15 protein-coding genes are annotated in these 16440 nt (G+C 66.6%); 9 read left to right on the plus strand and 6 right to left on the minus strand.

What is annotated here, in order from left to right; all coding sequences use genetic code 11:
• Nucleotides 1-7: 7 nt before the first annotated feature.
• A complete protein-coding gene (locus ACH2A7_RS07160) occupies nucleotides 8-361 on the minus strand; it encodes an Asp23/Gls24 family envelope stress response protein (protein WP_394961024.1) in 354 nt (117 codons plus the stop codon).
• Nucleotides 362-382: 21 nt separating this feature from the next.
• On the minus strand, nucleotides 383-1939 hold the full coding sequence (locus ACH2A7_RS07165; protein ID WP_394961026.1) for an ABC transporter substrate-binding protein: 1557 nt from the start codon (nucleotides 1937-1939) through the stop codon (nucleotides 383-385).
• Between the two features lie 230 nt (nucleotides 1940-2169).
• On the opposite strand from ACH2A7_RS07165, the gene ACH2A7_RS07170 reads away from it, so the two are divergent.
• Both ACH2A7_RS07170 and ACH2A7_RS07175 read left to right on the plus strand, forming a co-directional pair.
• Nucleotides 2170-2634, plus strand: coding sequence for a CBS domain-containing protein (locus ACH2A7_RS07170; RefSeq protein ID WP_394961028.1), 465 nt, complete (start codon nucleotides 2170-2172; stop codon nucleotides 2632-2634).
• Nucleotides 2635-2640: 6 nt separating this feature from the next.
• A complete protein-coding gene (locus ACH2A7_RS07175; RefSeq protein ID WP_394961029.1) occupies nucleotides 2641-3153 on the plus strand; it encodes a flavin reductase family protein in 513 nt (170 codons plus the stop codon).
• Between the two features lie 331 nt (nucleotides 3154-3484).
• Here the strand turns inward: ACH2A7_RS07175 and ACH2A7_RS07180 are convergent, their stop codons facing one another.
• Complete coding sequence (locus ACH2A7_RS07180) at nucleotides 3485-4399, minus strand: helix-turn-helix domain-containing protein (RefSeq protein WP_394961030.1); 915 nt, start codon at nucleotides 4397-4399, stop codon at nucleotides 3485-3487.
• Nucleotides 4400-4565: 166 nt separating this feature from the next.
• Nucleotides 4566-5435 carry a L,D-transpeptidase gene (locus tag ACH2A7_RS07185; protein WP_394961031.1) on the minus strand — a complete coding sequence of 290 codons (870 nt, stop codon included), beginning with the start codon at nucleotides 5433-5435 and terminating at the stop codon, nucleotides 4566-4568.
• Between the two features lie 300 nt (nucleotides 5436-5735).
• Here ACH2A7_RS07185 and ACH2A7_RS07190 point away from each other — a divergent pair, with 300 nt between their 5' ends.
• Genes ACH2A7_RS07190 through ACH2A7_RS07215 form a run of 6 tightly spaced genes read left to right on the plus strand, consistent with a single transcriptional unit; the run spans nucleotide 5736 to nucleotide 10688 of the window.
• A complete protein-coding gene (locus tag ACH2A7_RS07190; RefSeq protein ID WP_394961033.1) occupies nucleotides 5736-6908 on the plus strand; it encodes a dihydroorotase family protein in 1173 nt (390 codons plus the stop codon).
• Nucleotides 6909-6962: 54 nt separating this feature from the next.
• The gene (pyrF, locus tag ACH2A7_RS07195; RefSeq protein ID WP_394961034.1) at nucleotides 6963-7835 is read left to right on the plus strand and encodes an orotidine-5'-phosphate decarboxylase; all 873 of its coding nucleotides are present in this window, start codon (nucleotides 6963-6965) and stop codon (nucleotides 7833-7835) included.
• Nucleotides 7816-8586 carry a dihydroorotate dehydrogenase electron transfer subunit gene (locus ACH2A7_RS07200; RefSeq protein WP_394961036.1) on the plus strand — a complete coding sequence of 257 codons (771 nt, stop codon included), beginning with the start codon at nucleotides 7816-7818 and terminating at the stop codon, nucleotides 8584-8586. Before pyrF ends, ACH2A7_RS07200 begins: the two co-directional genes overlap by 20 nt.
• Nucleotides 8583-9491 carry a dihydroorotate dehydrogenase gene (locus ACH2A7_RS07205; protein WP_394961037.1) on the plus strand — a complete coding sequence of 303 codons (909 nt, stop codon included), beginning with the start codon at nucleotides 8583-8585 and terminating at the stop codon, nucleotides 9489-9491. The genes ACH2A7_RS07200 and ACH2A7_RS07205 overlap by 4 nt, the downstream gene beginning before the upstream one ends.
• A 29-nt stretch (nucleotides 9492-9520) precedes the next feature.
• On the plus strand, nucleotides 9521-10114 hold the full coding sequence (pyrE, locus tag ACH2A7_RS07210; protein ID WP_394961039.1) for an orotate phosphoribosyltransferase: 594 nt from the start codon (nucleotides 9521-9523) through the stop codon (nucleotides 10112-10114).
• Between the two features lie 40 nt (nucleotides 10115-10154).
• Nucleotides 10155-10688, plus strand: coding sequence for a DUF5662 family protein (locus tag ACH2A7_RS07215; RefSeq protein ID WP_394961041.1), 534 nt, complete (start codon nucleotides 10155-10157; stop codon nucleotides 10686-10688).
• Between the two features lie 124 nt (nucleotides 10689-10812).
• Here the strand turns inward: ACH2A7_RS07215 and ACH2A7_RS07220 are convergent, their stop codons facing one another.
• Nucleotides 10813-12990: a M20/M25/M40 family metallo-hydrolase gene (locus tag ACH2A7_RS07220; protein ID WP_394961042.1), complete on the minus strand. Its 2178-nt coding sequence runs from the start codon at nucleotides 12988-12990 to the stop codon at nucleotides 10813-10815.
• A gap of 242 nt (nucleotides 12991-13232) precedes the next feature.
• Here ACH2A7_RS07220 and ACH2A7_RS07225 point away from each other — a divergent pair, with 242 nt between their 5' ends.
• The gene (locus ACH2A7_RS07225) at nucleotides 13233-14603 is read left to right on the plus strand and encodes an MATE family efflux transporter (RefSeq protein WP_394961043.1); all 1371 of its coding nucleotides are present in this window, start codon (nucleotides 13233-13235) and stop codon (nucleotides 14601-14603) included.
• 62 nt (nucleotides 14604-14665) lie between these two features.
• Here ACH2A7_RS07225 and ACH2A7_RS07230 read toward each other — a convergent pair whose 3' ends face one another.
• Entirely contained in the window at nucleotides 14666-16333 is a 1668-nt protein-coding gene (locus ACH2A7_RS07230) for a glutamine--tRNA ligase/YqeY domain fusion protein (RefSeq protein ID WP_394961044.1), read from the minus strand.
• Nucleotides 16334-16440 lie beyond the last annotated feature (107 nt).

The raw sequence follows: 16440 nt of genomic DNA on the forward strand, positions 1-16440 counted from the left end.
GGGGCCGTTAATCGGCCACGATGTCGTCCACCGACACCTCGATGCGCGCCACCTTCAGGCCGGTGGCGTTCTCCACCTCGTGCTTGACCTTGTGGGTGATGCTCTGCACAATGGTGGCGATGTTCAGCCCGTAGCCCACCTTGATGTGCAGTTCGATGGTGAGTTTGCCCTCATGCTGGGTCACCCGCACGCCCTTCTCGGGAAAATCGCTGCCGAAGAACAGGCTTTTGAAGTCGTCCTGGGCGCCGCCGGTGGCCATGCCGGCCACGCCGTAGCAGCTGCGGGCCGCCAGGCTCACCAGCTCGGCGAAATAGTCGGCGTTCATGCTGATGGTGCCCAGCGGATTTTGCAAGGTGATCATACAAACAAACCTCCTGTTCGGTTAAGAGTCTGCGGGGGCGAACCGAAGCTGCCCCAGGGAATAGAACACATTGCTGAGGGAGGATGTGAGCCCCTCGATGCTGCGGGTGTGCACCACCGTGCCGTTGCGCCAGAGCAGCGGCACAAAGGGCATCTCGGCGGCAAAGGCCTCCTCAAAGGCCCCGGCGGCGCTCATGTTGCCCCGGAAGGCGGTGTAGGCCGCCGTCAGCGCCTCGCTCTGGACGATGCCGGCGCTGGCGCCGCCGCCCTCCATAAACGGGCTCATATCCATATTATTATACAACTTGACCTCACCGATGTACAGGTCAAAATCGCCCGAAAGCACTTTTTCGCGGAAAACTTCAAAGTCTTCCACCTGCTCCAGCGCCACCGCCACGCCCACCGCCTCCAGCTGGTCCGCCAGCAGGCTGGCGGCGTAGCGCTTGTAGGTGTTGCCGCTGTACACCAAAAGGCGCACCGTCAGCTTTTCCTCGTCGGCGGTGTAGAAAAAGCCGTCCATGGCGTTCTCGGCATAGCCCAGCGCCGCCAGCGCCGCCCGGGCGTCGGCGGCGGTGCGCTGCGCCTCCGGCAGGATCACCTGCTGGGCCAGCACGCAGGGGTAAAAGCTGTTGATGGCCCCGGTGGCCGGGTAGGCCCGGGAGTAGTAGCCCTTTTCCGCCAGGATGCGCCGGTCGATGATCTGGCTCAGCAGCGAGCGGCCGGCGGCGGTGCCCAGCAGGGGGGCGAGCATGGCGTTTTCCTGGGCTGCCGCGGCGTTCACCCCCAGGAAGATCAGGTTGTTGGTGCGGTAGTAGCTCAGTTCGCTGGCCACGCCCGAGGGGGAGTCCACCAGTTCGCTGGTCTGGTAGAGGTTCAGCGAGCCCACCGTCAGGCCCGAGACCATCTCGTTGTAGCTGCCCACCTCGGCCAGGCCGATCTCGGCGGGCTGGCCCTCCTCGGCAAAAAGGCAGCGGGGGTTCTCGGTGAGCACGCCTCCCTCGCTGTACACATAGCGCCCGCTGGAGGTGGGGGCGGCAGACGCCACCTCCGAGGCCTTCAGCACCGGGATGTCGCACAGGTAGCTGAACAGCGAGTCGGGCGCGGCGAGGGTGACCACCACGGCCCCGTCCCGCACCTCCACGCCGGTCACGCCCGCCAGCTGGCCGCCGTAAAGGGCGCTGGCGCGGGCGGCTTCCAGGCTGGCGGCGGCGTCCTCGGCGGTGACGGGGGTGCCGTCCGCGAAGGTGGCCCCGCCCCGGATGTGGATCACCGCCTGCACATCCAGCACGTCGATGCTGCTGGCCAGCCGGTAGTCCACCGACATATCCGGCCCGATCTCCACCAGCTTTTCGAACAAAAGCCCCGCGTTCTGGCGCACCAGGGTGGACCCGGTGAGGAAGGGGTTGAACCCGTCGCCGGGGGTATAGCCCAGCACCAGCCGGTTTGCGGAAGCGGCGGGGGCGGGGGTGGGGCTGGGGCTGGGCGCGGGGTCGGAAGCCCCGGTGCCGGCCCCGCCGCAGCCGGCAAGGAAAAGGCAGGCCGCCAGCGCCAGCGCGGCGGCTTTCTTGACAAAGGGCAAAAGCGCGGCCTCCTTTCAGTGGCCCGGATGGGATAGTCGTGTTCTATTCTACCATAGAAACGGATATTTTAAAAGGGGAACGGCTCGTTTTGCCCCGCGCGGACAAAAAACGAAGGGGCGCCCGGCGGGTTTAACAAGTTCTTCACACTCGCCGCCGGCAAACGTGGTATAATAAAAGTAACAAAAAAATGACGGGGCGCCCGGGCGCCCCGGGAAAAGAGGTCTTGCGCGTGAACATCCTGTTTTTTCTCACCCCCAAACAGGACGTGGCCTTTCTCTACGACGATTTTACACTGCGGCAGGCGCTGGAAAAGATGGAGTATCACCGCTATTCCTCCATCCCCATGCTCAACCGCAAGGGGGAGTATGTGGGCACCATGACCGAGGGCGACCTGCTGTGGGCCATCAAGAACCAGGGGCTGCGCATCCAGGACGCGGAGGATATCCCCATCAAGAGCATCCCCCGTAAACGGGATTATGTGCCGGTGACGGTGAACACCCAGATGGACGAACTGGTGGCCGCGGCCATGACCCAGAACTTTGTGCCCGTGCTGGACGACAAGCGCAGCTTCATCGGGCTGGTCAAGCGCAACGCCATCATCCAGTATTGCTACGACCAGTGCCGCGCCGGCGGAAAGTGCCGGCCGGCCCTGAACAAGACCCAACACAAGACCCAGACAGAAAGCAGAGTGTGATGAATCATGTCCTTTGAAAAGATCGAACTGAGCGCCCTTCACGCCGAACCCTTTGAGATGATCGGCCGCCGGTGGATGCTGGTGACCGCCGAAAAGGAGGGCAAGGTGAACACCATGACCGCCAGCTGGGGCGGCATGGGGGTGCTGTGGGGCAAGGACGTGGCCTTCGCGTTCATCCGGCCCCAGCGCTACACCAAGGAATTTGTGGACGCCGCCGGCCGCTTCACCCTCAGCTTCTACGGCGAGGAGCACCGGCAGGCCCTGACCCATCTGGGCCGGGTGAGCGGCCGGGACGAGGATAAGATCGCCCGCGTGGGCTTTGAGGTGTGCGATTTCGACGGCGCGCCCGCCTTTGCCCAGGCCCAGACGGTGCTGGTCTGCCGCACCCTGTACACCCAGCCCTTTGACCCGGCGGGCTTTGTGCCCGGCTGCGACGCCGACCAGCGCTGGTACCCGGGCAAGGATTACAGCGTGATGTATGTGGCCGAGATCGAGGCGGTCTATCAAAAGAACGAGTGAGCCGCCCCCCTATTACAAAAAAGGGCCGCCCCCGGCAGTGCCGGGGGCGGCCCTTTTTTGCGGGGCGGAACTCCCCGCGCGCTTGAAAATCCGGATTATCGTACCTATTTTCCCCTATACTGTAAGCACAGGGCGGGGGAAGAGCCTCCGCCGGACAAGAAAACCGGAAAGGCGGGTCACAAAATGGAGTACGAGATTCGGTATGTGGGCAGCCATGTGGAAGTGTACAGCCTCAGCGGCAGCTTTCTGTTCAGCGCCGACACCGCCCGCGAGGCGATGGAGGAGCTGGCGGGCTGATCCGCCGCAGGACATACGCGGCAGGGGCGCCGTGTCAGGGCGCGCGCCTGACGGGGCGCAGACGGCCCGCCCGCCGGCGCCCTTTTATCTGCCCGGCGGCGGTCAATTCCGGCGGCTGGCCGCCGCCTGCAGGCAGGCCGACAGGAAAAGCGCCCCCGCAGATGGCGTAGCTCTCCGCCGTCATGCCCGCGGCCCCGAACAGCAGCAGCGGGACGACCGAGAGCGGCAGCGCCGCAAGGCTGCAAAGGAACGCGGCGTTCCGGCACCCCGCGGCCCTGTCGAACCGAAACAGGCAGACCACGCTCAGCAACAGGATGACCACGGTAAGGACCCCCGTCAGCAGGGGGGTGACGTTTGCGTAGCCCAGGGCAAGCGGGCTGAAACAGGAACAGGTTTTTGTGACACGCGCAGAAGGGCCGGTGGCAAAAACCATGACGGCGCTCACCGGCAGTATCTCCAGCGCCAGGGCCGCGCCCTGCAGCACAACGGCGGCCAGACAATACGCCCGGCCGGGCAAAGGCCCCCTCTTTCGCAGCCACAGGCCGGGGAGCGCCGTCGCGGTGACGGCCGCGCCCAGAAGCCAGACGTAACTCTGCCGCGTCAAAAACAGCGGCGAGCACAGCAGGGCGATGCCGAGAAGAAGAAACAGCCCGTTCGCCGCGCCCGTGAGCATGCGATCCGCGTAGTTCAGCGATTCCAGAATGATCCTGTCGGTCTGGCCTTTCACCTCGCCGTCCCGCAGCGGCCTGCCGGCCAGCAGTTCCCCCACCGAGACCCCCAGCGCGTCCCCGAGGGGGGATAACAGGGATGTGTCGGGAAGGCCTTTCCCCGTCTCCCACCGGGACACGGCCTTGTCCGTCACCATGAGTTTTTCGGCCAGTTCCTTTTGCGTGTATCCTTTTTGCTTTCGCAGTTCGGCGATAAAACGGCCGGTCGCATCTGCATCCATGGGATCCGCCTCCTTCTGATACTATCCTACCGGATGAGCCCCGCGCGCGCAATCTATGGATCGTAGAGTGGGCGGTTTCGGCCGAAAAATGGGCGGAGAGCCGGCCCGGGGCAAAGAAAGGGCAGGGCGGCATGCCGCCCTGCCCTTTCTGCGGGGGGAAAACGCCTCACCCCCGGGTGCCCTCGGTGGCGCTGTCGTGGCTCCAGCCCTGCAGGTCGGTGGGGGTCAGGCCCTGGGTGAAGGCCTCGCTGTTTTTAAAAGCCTCCCAGTCGGCCGCGGCCGCCCGGCTGCGGATGGCGGTGCCGTCCAGGTACTCGTCGCCCCAGGGGTTCGCCGGGTCGGGGTCGGTGGGGTCCCAGCCCCGCAGCGTCTCGTCCGCCGGGTCGATGTACAGGGTGCCCGGCTTGCCCATGGGGCCGGGGTTCTCGGCGTCGTCGTAAATCACCACCGGCGTGCCGATGGGGCAGTTCACATAGATCCAGCGCACGTCCGCCACCGCCAGCCGGATGCACCCCAGCGAGGCGGGGGTGCCCAGCTGGTTGAACTGGTCGTATTCCAGATCGTCCTTGTGCTGGGTGTAGTAGGGCACGCTGTGGAAGAGGTAGGGCCCGTCGATGCGGGTGGCGTACTGGCCGTAGCAGGGCCCTGAGAGCAGCCGCCAGTCGTAGCTCACCGGCGTGGAGAAGGTGCCCAGCGGCGTGTCCTCGCCGCCGCTGCACACCATGGTCATGTAGGGCACCGAGTAGCTGCCCGCGCCGTCATCGGCGTACACCGTCACGCAGCTGGCCGCCCGGTTCACGCAGACGAGGTAGGGATAGCCCTCCTGCACCGCGAAGGAAAAGCCCTCGAACCCCGGCTGGGCGGGCAGCCACTGGCGGAAGGCCGCCGCGGCCTCGGCCCAGGCGGCCTCCGGGTCTGGCGTGGCGGTGGGCGCGGGCGCAGGGGTGGGGTCCGGCGCGGGCGCGGGCTGCGCCGGCGCGCCGGCGCAGCCCGCCAGCAGCGCAAGGCAGGCAAACAGCAAAAGCAGTCGTTTCATCAAAAAAGGTCCTCCAATCCGCGCCCGGCGGGGCGCTGTTCCCAGTGTAGCGCAAAGGGCCGCCCGGCGCAAGGGGCAGGCTTGACGCACAGTAAAAAGTATGCTAACATTAGGTGATTTAAGACGCAGGAAAGGGGCCGGCACACGATGACCCGTCGATTCGCACAGCATGGGAAGTTTGGTTTGCGCGCCGGCGTTTTTTCCGCGTTTCTGTTTTGACTTTTCCTTTTCGGGGGAAAAGTTTTTTTTTACCCAACCGGCGGCGAAGGGCCGCGAAAAACCGAAAGGAGCAAACTGCCCATGCTGCTGAAAAACGCGCGCCTGGCCGACGGGCGGCCGGTGGACGTCCTGGTGCGGGACGGCCGCATCGCCGCTTTGGGGCTGGAGCTGACCGCCGCGGGCGAGGAAGTGGTGGACTGCGCCGGCCGCACCCTGCTGCCCGCCTTTGTGGACCTGCACTGCCACTGGCGCACCCCCGGCTTTGAGTACAAGGAGGACATCGCCACCGGCTCCGCCGCCGCCGCCGCGGGGGGCTACACCTTCGTGAACCTGATGCCCAACACAAAGCCCGTCTGCTCCTCGGCGGACATCGCCCACCGGGTGATGGCCGAGGCCGAGCGGGTGGGCCTGTGCGGCGCGAACCAGACGGTGAGCATCACCGAGAACTTCGACGGCCACACCCTCGACCACCTCAAGACCCTGCCGGAGGACCTGAAGTTCATCACCGAGGACGGCAAGGGCGTGCAGTCCGGCGCGGTGATGGCCCGGGCCTTCGCCATCGCCGCCCAGCGGGGCCTGGTCATCATGAGCCACGCCGAGGACATGGACATCTCCCCCTGGGACTACCGGCTGGCCGAGAACATCGAGACGGTGCGCAACCTGCACCTGTGCGAATACTACGGCGCGCGGCTGCACATGTGCCATGTGAGCACCAAAGAGGCGGTGGAGGCCATCGGCGCGGCCCGGTGGAAAGGGGTGCCGGTGACCTGCGAGGTGACCCCCCACCATCTGTGGTTCGCCGATTTTGACTACCGGGTGAACCCGCCCATCCGCAAGCCGGACGACGTGGCCGCCCTCATCGAGGCCATCCGCCTGGGGGTGGTGGACGCCATCGCCACCGACCACGCCCCCCACACCGACCAGGAGAAGGCCGCCGGGGCCGCGGGCATGGTGGGCCTGGAGACCGCCTTCGGGGTGTGCTACACCAAACTCTGCAAAGAGAACGGCCTGCCCCTGGCCCGGCTGGCGGAGCTGATGAGCACCGCCCCCGCGGGCATCCTGGGCCTTTCCGACCACGGCCGGGTGGCGGTGGGCTTTGCCGCCGACCTGGCGCTGGTGGAACTGGACACCCCCTACACCGTGGACAAAAACGCCCTCCACTCCAAGAGCCACAACTGCCCCTACCACGGCGCGCAGCTGTTCGGCCGGGTGGACATGACCCTCAAGGGCGGCCGCGTCACCTGGAAACGGTAATACAAAGCGTTATATTTCATTTATATATTACAAATTTAAAGGAGCGAAAGGGTTATGACGACCAACATGGACAAGCTGTACGAGGCGGTGGCCGCCCGCGGCCCGGTGTGCGTGGGGCTGGACACCGACTTTTCCTACCTGCCGGAGGGCTTTGCCAAACCGGAACTGACCGCCGGCGAGAACATCGTGCGGTTCAACAAGGCCATCGTGGACGCCACCAAGGACGTGGCGGGCTGCTTCAAGGTGCAGATCGCCTACTACGAGAGCCTGGGGCTGGACGGCATCCGCGCCTACAAGGAGACGCTGGACTATGTGAAGGCCGCCGGCATGCCGGTGATCGCGGACATCAAGCGGGGGGACATCGCCAAGACCGCCGAGATGTACGCCAAGGCCCACTTCGAGGGGGATTTTGAGGCCGACTTCATCACCCTGGCCCCCTACATGGGGCTGGATTCCATCCGTCCCTACCTGCCCTACGTCACCGGCGCGGGCAAGGGCCTGTTCGTGCTGGTGCGCACCTCCAACCCCGGCGCGAAGGATTTTGAGTACGAGATGCTGGCGGACGGCCGCCACGTCTACGACATGGTGGGCGACAAGCTGCACGAGCTGGGCCTCGAGTGCATGGGCGAGAAGGGCTATTCCAGCCTGGGCCTCGTGATCGGCGGCACCCACATCGAGGAGGCGGCCGAGATCCGCGCCCGCTACGAGGACAGCTTCTTCCTCATCCCGGGCTACGGCGCCCAGGGCGGCACCGCCGACGACATCGCCCGCTATCTCGATAAGCACAGCAACGGCGGCGTGGTGAACTCCAGCCGGGCGGTGCTGCTGGCCTACAAGAAACAGCCGGGCACCGCCTTCGACCAGGCGGCCCGGAACGAATGCGTCAAAATGAAGGAGGCCATTGCCCATGCCTGCAACAGCCTGTGAGGTCCGGGTGCTGGCCCACACCACCGTGGCGCCGAACATCCGGCTGCTGGCGGTGACCTGGCCCCGGGCGGACAAAGCCCCCCACGCGGGGCAGTTCTTCATGCTGCGCTGCTGGCCGGACACGGCGGCCCCGCTGCTCAGCCGGCCCGTCAGCGTCCACAGCTGGGACGCCGCCACCGGCACCCTGGAATTTCTGTATGAAGTGCGGGGCCAGGGCACCCGGCATCTGTCGGCCCTGGAACCCGGCGACATCCTGCTGCTCACCGGCCCCTCCGGCAACGGCTTTGACGCGGCGGCCGCCGCGGCCGCCGGCAGGGTGGCGGTGGTGGGCGGCGGCATCGGCACCGCGCCCCTCTACCAGCTGGTGCGGGAGTTGGCCGCCGCCGGCAAAAAGCCGGACCTCTACACCGGCTTTCGGGACGAGCCCTATGGCATCGGGCGCTTTTCGCCCCTCTGCGGCCGGGTGCATGTGGCCACCGACAGCGGCAAGGTGGGCTATCACGGCCTGGTCACCGGCATCCTCCACCCGGAGGAGTACGACCTGGTGCTCTGCTGCGGCCCCGAGCCCATGATGAAGGCGGTGGCCGCCAAGTGCGAGGCGGCGGGCGTTAAGTGCCTGGTGAGCCTGGAAAAGAAGATGGCCTGCGGCGTGGGGGCGTGCCTGGGCTGCACCTGCCACACCGCGGAAGGGCCGAAAAGCGTGTGCAAGCACGGCCCGGTGTTCGATGCGAAGGAGGTGTTCGGCCGGTGAGCGATCTGCATGTGGATCTTTTGGGCAAACGGCTGGCCGGGCCGGTGATCGCGGCCTCCGGCACCTTCGGCTACGGCGAGGAGTATGCCGACATGTTCGATCTGAAGGTCCTGGGCGGCGTCTGCTCCAAGGGCCTCACCCTGAACGGCAAATACGGCAACGAGGGCGAGCGCCTCTTTGAGACTTCGGCGGGCCTCATCAACTCCATCGGCCTGCAAAACCCCGGCGTGGGCCACTTCATCGCCGAGGAGCTGCCCCGGATGCTGACCCTGGGCACCGCGGTGTTCGCGAACCTGGGCGGCGGGTCCGTCGAGGACTACGAGGAGGGCGCCCGGCTGCTGGACGCCACCGCCGTGGACTTCATCGAACTGAACATCAGCTGCCCCAACGTAAAACAGGGGGGCATCGCCTACGGCATCCGGCCGGACAGCGCCAAAGAGGTGGTGGGCCGGGTGCGGGCGGCCACCAAAAAGCCGCTGGTGGTGAAACTCAGCCCCCAGGCGGAGGACATCCCCCGCATGGCCGCCGCCTGCGTGGAGGCCGGGGCGGACGCGCTGAGCCTTGTGAACACCTTCCAGGCCTGCGCCATCGACATCGAGCGCCGCAGGCCGGTGTTCAACAACATCTTCGCCGGCCTCAGCGGCCCCGCCGTCAAGCCCATCGCTCTGCGGATGGTGTGGCAGGCGGTGGGCGCGGTGGACGTGCCGGTGATCGGCCTGGGCGGCATCACCACCGGGGCGGACGCGCTGGAGTTCATCATGGCCGGCGCCGCCGCCGTGCAGGTGGGCACCGCCAGCTTCATGGACCCCCGTGCCTGCGGGCGCATCACCGCCGAGATCGGCGCGTGGATGGACCGCCACGGCGTGAAGGACCTTTCCGAGATCCGGGGCTGCGCCCGGGCCTGAACACACAGAGAGATAAAGGAGCGACAAAGATGAGCAACGCAGTGGAGATTTTGAAAGAGTGCCAGGCCTTTCTGGAAGGCCATTTCCTGCTGAGCAGCGGCCGCCATTCCAGCGCCTACTGCCAGATGGCCTACCTGCAGCAGTACCCCGACAAGTGCGCCGCGGTGATGGCCCCGGTGGCGGACCAGCTGCGGCAACTGGACGTGGACGTGGTGGTGGGCCCCGCCATGGGCGGCATCGTCTACGCCTACGAACTGGGCCGCCAGCTGGGCAAGCGGGCCATCTTCACCGAGCGGGTGGACAATGTGATGACCCTCAAGCGCTTTTCCATCCAGCCGGGTGAAAAGTGCGTCATCGCCGAGGACGTGGTGACCACCGGCGTGTCCAGCCTGGAGACCAAGCGGGTCATCGAGGAGGCGGGCGGCGTGTGCCTGGGCATCGTCTGCGTGGTGGACCGCACCAAGGCGGACGCCCCCAGCCCCATCCCCATCCTGGCCAGCGCCGTGAAGCTGGACCTGCCCAACTACCTGCCGGAGGAGTGCCCCATCTGCGCCGAGGGCAAGCTGCCGCTGGTGCACCTGGGCAGCCGCAAGATGAAGGAGCAGGCAAAGCAGACCCTGTAAATCCCGCCCCGGCGCGCCGGGGCACGAGTGAGGCATTGGAATGAACAAATTCTGGGGGCATCTGTCCACCATCACCTATCACAAATGGCTGGTGTTTTGTTACTGCCGGCGGCTGGGCCTCTGGCGCCAGGGGCTGTGCCACGACCTGTCCAAATACAGCCCGGCGGAGTTCTGGGTGGGGGTGAAGTACTTCCAGGGCAACCGCAGCCCCAACGACGCCCAGCGCAAAGCCGAGGGATGCAGCACCGCCTGGCTGCACCACAAGGGCCGCAACCGGCACCATCTGGAATACTGGATCGACTATGACCCGGCGGGCACCGGCAACCTCATCGGCAACGAGATGCCGGTGAAGTATGTGGCGGAGATGTTCTGCGACCGGCTGGCCGCCAGCCGGGTGTATCTGAAGGACAAGTACACCGATTCCTCCGCCTGGGAGTATTACAGCCATGGGCGGGACCACTACATCCTCCACCCCAACACCCGCGCGCTGCTGGAAAAAATGCTGCTGCTGGTGCGGGATAAGGGGGAGGCGGAGGCCTTCCGCGTCATCCGGCGGGAGATTTTGCACCGCTGACTTTTGCGGGCCGGACTGTGGGCCCGCCGCGAAACAGTTACGCCAAAACGGCCCGGGGCCCCGTTGCGCTCACTGCGCAACGGGGCCCCGGGCCTTGTTCTGTTTTTGGGGCGGCTCCCGCGGGTCAGACGGTGGCCGGTTCCGCCGGGGCCTCGGCGGCCTGCGGTTCGGCGGGAGGTTCCATCCCGGCAGAAGCCGGCGCCGGGGCGGGGCTTGTCCCCTCGGCGGGGGCGGGCACGGCGGCCGGTCGGGGGGCCGCCTGTTCCGGGGCCTGCGCCACAGGCGCCGCGGCCGGGGCCTGCTGGCCGCCCGCGGCGGCCTTCTTCGCGGCGGGCTTCTTCGCCGCCGGCTTTTTGGCCGCCGGCTTTCTGGCGGGTTTCGCGGGGGCGGCGGGCTGCTCTGCCTGATCGCTCACCGGGGCGGGGGCTTCCTGCTCCGGCGCCTGGGCCACGGGCGTTTCCGCCGGCGCGGCGGCTTTTTTCGCGGCGGGCTTCTTTGCCGCCGGCTTTTTGGCCGCCGGTTTTTTGGCGGGCGCCGCGGGGGCGCTTTCCCCGGGGGCGGGGGCCGCCACGGCGGACGGGGCCTGCGCGGCTTCGGGCAGGCCGGTCTCCTGGGCGGCCCGCTCCGCCTGCACGGCAGCCGCCACGGCGGGCGGCATCTGCACCTCATCGGGCAGGCTCATCCCCTCCGCGCCGGGCGTGCCGGCGTCGGGAACTTCCGGCGGGACGCTCCTGGCAGCCGGGCCGCCGTCCTGAGCCCCGGCGGGGACAGCGGGAGCGGCCGGCGCGGCCTTCTTGGCGGCGGGACGGCGCTTGCGGGCCGGGTGGGGGGCGGCGGGGTCCACCACGCAGTAGCTTTCCAGCAGCTGCTTGTAGAAGTCCACCGCCGGGGGCAGCGCCAGCACCGACAGGTTCTCGTTGGCCGCGTGGATGCTGGTGTGCTGCTGGTGGTTGATCTCCAGCGGGGCAAAGCGCAGGGCGTTGTCGGTCACGTCCTTGTAAAAGCGGGCGTCGGTGCCGCCGGTCATCACATAGGGGCAGACGCCGTAGCCGGGGTAGACCTTGGCCATCGTCTCCTCCAGCAGCTTGAAGGGGGCGGCGCTGTAATCCGCCACCGGGGGCACCGCGTCCTGATAGATGACCTCGGTGTCCACCCGGTATTTTTGGGCGATCTTTGCCAAAATGCGGATGCTCTCATCGGTGGGCTGGTGGGGGATGCAGCGCATGTTGGCGGTGACGTAGGCCTCCTGGGGCAGCACGTTCAGCCCGTCGGAGCCCTTGGCGGTGGTGAAGGCGCAGGTGGTGCGCATCATCGCACCCGCCAGATGGTTGATGCGGGGCAGCACCAGGCACAGAAGCGGCTCAAACAGCCACAGGTTGCCCAGCACCAGCCGCATGCCGAAGTTCATGTTGGGGGCCATGCGGCGGAACATCTCCCGCAGGGTGGGGTCAAAGCGCGCCCGGAAGGGGTTGCGCTTTTCCACCCGGCAGATCAGCTTGGCCAGCCGCACCAGGGCGGTGTTGCGCCCGGGGGCGCTGGCGTGGCCGCCCTCGTCCTTTGCGGTGAGTTTCACGTCGACGTAGCCCTTTTCCACCACGCCCACCATGCCGTAGCGCCCGCGCACCCCGGCCATGGGGCCCTCCATGATCATGCCGCCCTCGTCCAGCAGCAGGCCCAGGTGCACCCCGTGCTCCTTGAGCCAGGCCGCGGTGGCGGGGGCGCCGTCGCCGCTCCACTCCTCGGTGCAGCTGGAAGCGATGTACACGTCGCACTCCGGCTTCCAGCCGCTCTCCAGCAGTTCCTCCACCGCCTGCATGATGCAGTAAAGGCTGCCCTTGGTGTCCACCGTGCCGCGGCCCCACACCGCCCCGTCGGCGATCTCGCCGGAGAAGGGCGGATGCTGCCACTCGCCCTCGGCGGCCACCACGTCCTGATGGCTCATCAGCAGGATGGGCGGCTTCTGGCCGGGGGCGGTGCCGGTGATCTTGTACAGCAGGCTGCCGTCGAACTCCATGATCTCCGCCCGGCGGTGCAGCCGGGGAAAGGTGCGCCGCAGCACCTTGTGGAAGGCGGCGAACTTGCGCCGGTCGGCCTGGTCCCGGCAGGAGACCGTCTCGCAGCGGACCAGGTTCGCCAGCGCCTCGGCATACCCCTGCGCCCGGGCCATGTCCGCCTCCGGGAACTGGGCGGTCACGGCGTCGGTGGGTTTCATCCGCGCCGCGCGCACCACGGCCACGGCAACGAGCGCCAGCACCAGCACCACAAGGGCGGCAATGCCCCACAGGATCCAGATGATGTTCATCAAAGACGCCTCCTCGCGAGGGGCGCGGCCTGCCGCGCCCGATGGTTTCCATACACAATCAGTATACCATAACAGTCGCCGCCGGGCCAGACCCTTTGCCCGCCCAGGAAAAATTTTTCATCCGCCCCGGCGCGGCTATTGACAAACGCCGGCGGCTGAAGTATCGTGATAGTGCAGTGGAGACCCCGCGGGCGCCGAACGCGCCGGAGGCCGCCGCTTTTCTTGATTTTGGAGGGTGGTCAATGAACGGCAACATCACAGGCGGGGTCATCTGGAAACAGATCCTTCTGTTCTTCTTCCCCATCTGGTTCGGCACCTTTTTTCAGCAGCTCTACAACACCGCCGACGCGGTGATCGTGGGCAACTTTGTGGGCAAGGGGGCGCTGGCGGCGGTGGGCACCACGGCGGTGGTGCAGAACCTGCTGGTGGGCTTCTTTGTGGGGGTGGCCAGCGGCGCTTCGGTGGTCATCAGCCAGTATTACGGCGCGCGCCGGGGCAAAGAGGTGCAGCGGGCGGTGCACACCGCCATGGCCATGGCCCTTTTGGGGGGCGTGGGCATCATGGTCATCGGCCTGGCGGCCAGCCGCTGGGCGCTGTCCATCATGAACACCCCCGCCGACGTGATGGAGGACGCGGTGCTCTACCTGCGCATCTGCTTTCTGGGCATGGTGCCCAGCCTCATTTACAATATGGGCACCGGCATTTTGCGGGCGGTGGGCGACTCCAAGCGCCCGCTCTACTTCCTCATCTGCGCCAGCCTCACCAACATCGTGCTGGACGTGGTGCTGGTGGCCATCCTGGGCATGGGGGTGGCCGGCGCGGCGCTGGCCACCGTGGCCAGCCAGTGCGTGTCGGCCTACATGACGGTGACCAGCCTCACCCACACCACCGCCTGCTACCGCTTTGTGCCCTCCTATCTGCGGCTGGACGGGGAGATGGTGGGCAAGATCGTGCGCATCGGCCTGCCGGCGGGGCTGCAGTCGGTGATGTACTCGCTGTCCAACAGCGTGGTGCAGGCCTCCATCAACAGCTTCGGCACCGACGTGGTGGCCGCCTACACCGCCTACGGCAAGATCGACAGCGTCTTCTGGATGACCATGAACTCCTTCGGCCTGTCCATCACCACCTTTGTGGGGCAGAACTTCGGCGCCGGCCAGTACGACCGGGTGAAGAAGGGGGTGCGCCAGTGTGTGCTGATGGCCTTTGTGGCCACCGGCGCGCTGATGGCCTTCACCCTGGCCTTCGGCAGCGCGCTGTTCCGCCTCTTCGTGCAGGACGTGCCGGTGATCCGGCAGGGGGTGGAGATCCTGCACTATGTAGTGCCCTTCTGGCCCACCTATGTGCTCATCGAGATCCTCAGCGGCTCGGTGCGCGGCGCGGGCGACTCCCTCATCCCCATGATCATGACCAGCATCGGCGTCTGCGTCACCCGCATCCTCTGGGCGGTCACGGTGGTGGCTACCGTCTGGCACAGCCTCATCGGCGCGCTGGCCTGTTACCCCCTCAGCTGGAGCCTGACCAGCCTGCTCTTCCTGGTCTACTACCTCCAGGGCGGCTGGCTGCGCCGGCGCATCCGCGTCCGGGAGGAGGGCCAAAGCGGGCAGCCGGCCTGACGTGAAAAAAGAAAAACAGCCCCGGCGCTGGGAAGCGCCGGGGCTGTTTCATGTATAAACGCTTATTTCTGCTCCAGGGTCTTGGAGAAGCTGTCCTTCAGGGTCACCGCCCGGTTGAACACGCCCGGGTTCTTGGAGTCGGCGGTGAAGTAGCCCATCCGCACGAACTGGAAGGTCTCGCCGGGCTTGGCCTCCGCGAGGCAGGCCTCCAGCTTCGCGCCGGGCAGGGCCTTCACGCTCTCCGGGTTCAAGAAGTCCTTGTAGTCCGCGCCCTCGGGCAGTTCGCCCATGTTCTCCTGGGTGAACAGCTTGTCATACAGGCGCACCTCGGCGTTTACCGCGTGGGCGGCGCTCACCCAGTGGATCGTGCCCTTGACCTTGCGGCCGTCGGCGGGCATGCCGTTGCCGGTCTCCAGGTCCGCGGTGCAGCGCAGTTCGGCCACCTGGCCGGCTTCGTCCAGGATCACCTCGTTGCACTTCACGATATAGGCGCCCATCAGCCGCACCTCGCCGTCCGGCTTGAGGCGCTGGAACTTGGGCGGGGGCACCTGGGCGAAGTCGCTGCGCTCGATGTAGAGTTCGCCCGAGAAGGCCACCTTGCGGGTGGAGTCGTCGCCGGCCGCCTTGTTGGGGTTGTTGGGGATGTCGAAATATTCCACCTTGCCGGCGGGGTAGTTGGTGATGGTCAGCTTGATGGGGTCGGTCACCGCCATCCGCCGCGGGGCGGACAGCTCCAGTTCGGTGCGCAGGCAGTGCTCCAGCAGGCGGTAGTCCACCAGGCTGTACACCTTGGACACGCCCGCCTTCTTCACGAACTCAAAGATGCTGGAGGGGGTGTAGCCCCGGCGGCGCAGCCCGCAGAGAGTGGGCATGCGGGGGTCGTCCCAGCCGTCCACGATGTTCTTTTCCACCAGCTCCCGCAGATAGCGCTTGCTCATCACCGTGTTGGACACGTTCAGCCGCGCGAACTCCCGCTGGATGGGGAAGGGCCCCAGATGCAGGTTGTCGATGACCCACTCGTACAGCGGCCGGTGGTTCTCAAACTCCAGGCTGCACATGCTGTGGGTGATGCCCTCGATGGCGTCCTGGATGGGGTGGGCGAAGTCGTAGAGCGGGTAGATGCACCAGGCGTCGCCCTGGCGGTGGTGATGGGCGTGGACGATGCGGTAGATGGCCGGGTCCCGCAGGTTCATGTTGGGGCTGGCCATGTCGATCTTGGCCCGCAGGGTGCGGCTGCCGTCGGCAAATTCGCCGGCGCGCATCCGGCGGAACAGGTCCAGGTTCTCCTCCACCGAGCGGTCCCGCCAGGGGCTCGGCCGGCCCGGCTCGGTGAGGGTGCCCCGGTACTCCTGCATCTGCTCCCGGGTCAGGTCGCACACATAGGCCTTGCCCTCTTTGATGAGCTGCTCGGCGTACTGATAGCACTGCTCAAAGTAGTCGCTGCCGTAAAAGATGCCGCCGCTCGGGATGGCACCCAGCCAGCGCAGGTCCTCCTCGATGCTCTTGACGTACTCCTCATCCTCCCGCACGGGGTTGGTGTCGTCATAGCGCAGGTTGAACTTGCCGCCGTAGGCGGTGGCGATGCCCCAGTTGATCCAGATGGCCTTGGCGCTGCCGATGTGCAGGTAGCCGTTGGGCTCCGGCGGGAAGCGGGTGTGGATCTCCTTCACCCGGCCGGCGGCCAGGTCGGCGTCGATGATCTCGGTGAGAAAGTTGCTGGGCTTTTCCATGATCTTGCCCCTCCTAAAAGGTATATCCGAGCGCCGGCGGAGCCGGCGGCCCACTATCTGTACTATTTTACAGGATTTTTGCCGTGAATGCAACATAAAAGCGGCCC

Source organism: Candidatus Allofournierella merdavium (assembly GCF_944382735.1).
In the GTDB taxonomy this organism is placed as follows: Bacteria; Bacillota; Clostridia; order Oscillospirales; family Ruminococcaceae; genus Allofournierella_A; species Allofournierella_A merdavium.

What these genes read in the sequence shown, in the direction of transcription:
- ACH2A7_RS07180 (WP_394961030.1), bottom strand. Translation starts at nt 4,399, where the DNA reads ATGGATGCAGATGCGACCGGCCGTTTTATCGCCGAACTGCGAAAGCAA.
- ACH2A7_RS07220 (WP_394961042.1), bottom strand. Translation starts at nt 12,990, where the DNA reads ATGAACATCATCTGGATCCTGTGGGGCATTGCCGCCCTTGTGGTGCTG.
- ACH2A7_RS07225 (WP_394961043.1), top strand. Translation starts at nt 13,233, where the DNA reads ATGAACGGCAACATCACAGGCGGGGTCATCTGGAAACAGATCCTTCTG.
- ACH2A7_RS07215 (WP_394961041.1), top strand. Translation starts at nt 10,155, where the DNA reads ATGAACAAATTCTGGGGGCATCTGTCCACCATCACCTATCACAAATGG.
- ACH2A7_RS07175 (WP_394961029.1), top strand. Translation starts at nt 2,641, where the DNA reads ATGTCCTTTGAAAAGATCGAACTGAGCGCCCTTCACGCCGAACCCTTT.
- ACH2A7_RS07230 (WP_394961044.1), bottom strand. Translation starts at nt 16,333, where the DNA reads ATGGAAAAGCCCAGCAACTTTCTCACCGAGATCATCGACGCCGACCTG.
- ACH2A7_RS07200 (WP_394961036.1), top strand. Translation starts at nt 7,816, where the DNA reads ATGCCTGCAACAGCCTGTGAGGTCCGGGTGCTGGCCCACACCACCGTG.
- pyrF (WP_394961034.1), top strand. Translation starts at nt 6,963, where the DNA reads ATGACGACCAACATGGACAAGCTGTACGAGGCGGTGGCCGCCCGCGGC.
- ACH2A7_RS07185 (WP_394961031.1), bottom strand. Translation starts at nt 5,435, where the DNA reads ATGAAACGACTGCTTTTGCTGTTTGCCTGCCTTGCGCTGCTGGCGGGC.
- ACH2A7_RS07160 (WP_394961024.1), bottom strand. Translation starts at nt 361, where the DNA reads ATGATCACCTTGCAAAATCCGCTGGGCACCATCAGCATGAACGCCGAC.
- pyrE (WP_394961039.1), top strand. Translation starts at nt 9,521, where the DNA reads ATGAGCAACGCAGTGGAGATTTTGAAAGAGTGCCAGGCCTTTCTGGAA.
- ACH2A7_RS07190 (WP_394961033.1), top strand. Translation starts at nt 5,736, where the DNA reads ATGCTGCTGAAAAACGCGCGCCTGGCCGACGGGCGGCCGGTGGACGTC.